The sequence below is a fragment of the Streptomyces recifensis genome, from assembly GCF_002154615.1.
GTDB lineage: Bacteria > Actinomycetota > Actinomycetes > Streptomycetales > Streptomycetaceae > Streptomyces > Streptomyces griseoluteus.
In genome coordinates this window covers 1-1,505 of sequence record NZ_MUNH01000705.1, presented here as the reverse complement: position 1 = coordinate 1,505, position 1,505 = coordinate 1, and the positions used below count along the sequence as shown (strand labels likewise).

At 71.0% G+C, this 1,505-nt stretch carries 2 protein-coding genes; one reads left to right on the top strand and one right to left on the bottom strand.

Annotated elements, in window-relative coordinates; all coding sequences use genetic code 11:
- The coding region (locus tag CCN33_RS28640; protein ID WP_140394722.1) for a mechanosensitive ion channel family protein at window positions 1-585 on the top strand (585 nt) is incomplete at its 5' end.
- 38 nt (window positions 586-623) lie between these two features.
- Here the strand turns inward: CCN33_RS28640 and CCN33_RS28635 are convergent.
- Window positions 624-1,280, bottom strand: coding sequence for an HD domain-containing protein (locus tag CCN33_RS28635; protein ID WP_086696303.1), 657 nt, complete (start codon window positions 1,278-1,280; stop codon window positions 624-626).
- Window positions 1,281-1,505: the final 225 nt, after the last annotated feature.

Genomic DNA, 1,505 nt, shown 5'->3' with positions numbered 1-1,505 from the left:
CTGGCCAACCTGTTCGCCGGCATCCACATCCTCGCCTCCAAGACCGTGCAGCCCGGCGACTACATCCGGCTCAGCAGCGGCGAGGAGGGGTACGTCGTCGACATCAACTGGCGTCAGACGACCGTGCGCCAGCTCTCCAACAACCTGGTGGTCATCCCCAACGGCGAGCTCGCCAAGAGCAACATGACCAACTTCACCCGCCCCGAGCAGGAGCTGACGGTGCTGGTGCAGGCCGGGGTGAGCTACGACTCGGACCTGGAGCACGTGGAGCGGGTGACGGCCGAGGTGGTCAACGAGGTGATGACCGAGATCACCGGTGCCGTCCCGGAGCACGAGGCCGCGATCCGCTTCCACACCTTCGGCGACTCCCGGATCGGGTTCACGATCATCCTCGGCGTCGGGGAGTTCAGCGACCAGTTCCGGATCAAGCACGAGTTCATCAAGCGCCTGCACCGCCGCTACCGCGAGGAGGGCATCCGCATCCCGGCCCCGACCCGCACGGTCGCGCTCCAGCAGGGGTCGGTGCTGATACCGCACCAGCGCACGGGCGACGACGTGACGGCACCGTCACCGTCCGAGCAGTGAGCCCGGTGGCGGCGCCCCCCCCGGCGCCGCCACCTTTCTCAGTCCTGGTCCGCCGTGCCGCGCGACCAGCCCCGCCGCTCACCCTCGTCGATGAGCTGCCGGCCGGCCGTCCACAGGGAGGCGGAGGCGTCCCCGATCACCGCCTTGCGGGCCCGGACGTCGTCGGCGGTGACGCCGGGGGTGCGCCAGGTGCCGCCGCGCGCCATCCAGTTGAGCAGCAGCGGCTGGAGCCGGTCCATCGCCTTGGCGAACCGGGCCTCGGGGGTGGCCCGCTCCTCGAACTCGTCCCACAGCGCCCGCATCCGCCGGGCCTGGTCGTCGGGGAGCAGCCGGAAGAGGGCGTCGGCCGCGAGCGCCTCCCGCTCCTGCTGACCGGCGCCGCCCGCGCTGTCGTACAGCGGGGTGTCACCGGCGTAGATCTCCACCAGGTCGTGCAGCAGCACCAGCTCGACGGTGTGGCCGACATCGATGGGTTCGTCGGAGTGCTCGGCGAGGACCGTGACCATCATGGCCAGGTGCCAGGAGTGCTCGGCGTCGTTCTCCCGGCGGTCCGCCGCCGCGAGCGGCGACTGGCGGAGCACGGTCTTGAGCTGGTCCACCTCCACCAGGAAGGTGAGCTGGGCCCGCAGGCGCTCCTCGATTCCGTCGGGCAGGGGCGTCTTGTCCACGAGCAGCTTCCGGGGTTCTTCACTCACCGGCTCATCGTGGCACGCCCGGCCAGGGGCTCACGCCACCGGGCTAAGCTCGACATAGTATGACTTCTTCCCGCGATTCCGAGCCGGCGCCCGAGCCCGAGCCGACGCCCGAGCCCTTCACCCCGCCTTCCCCCGCAGCCCTCGACGCCCGGCTCGACTCGATCACCCGGCAGCCGTTCCGGGCCAAGTTCCACCTGCGCGGACGCGACCGGGTCACCGCCGAGC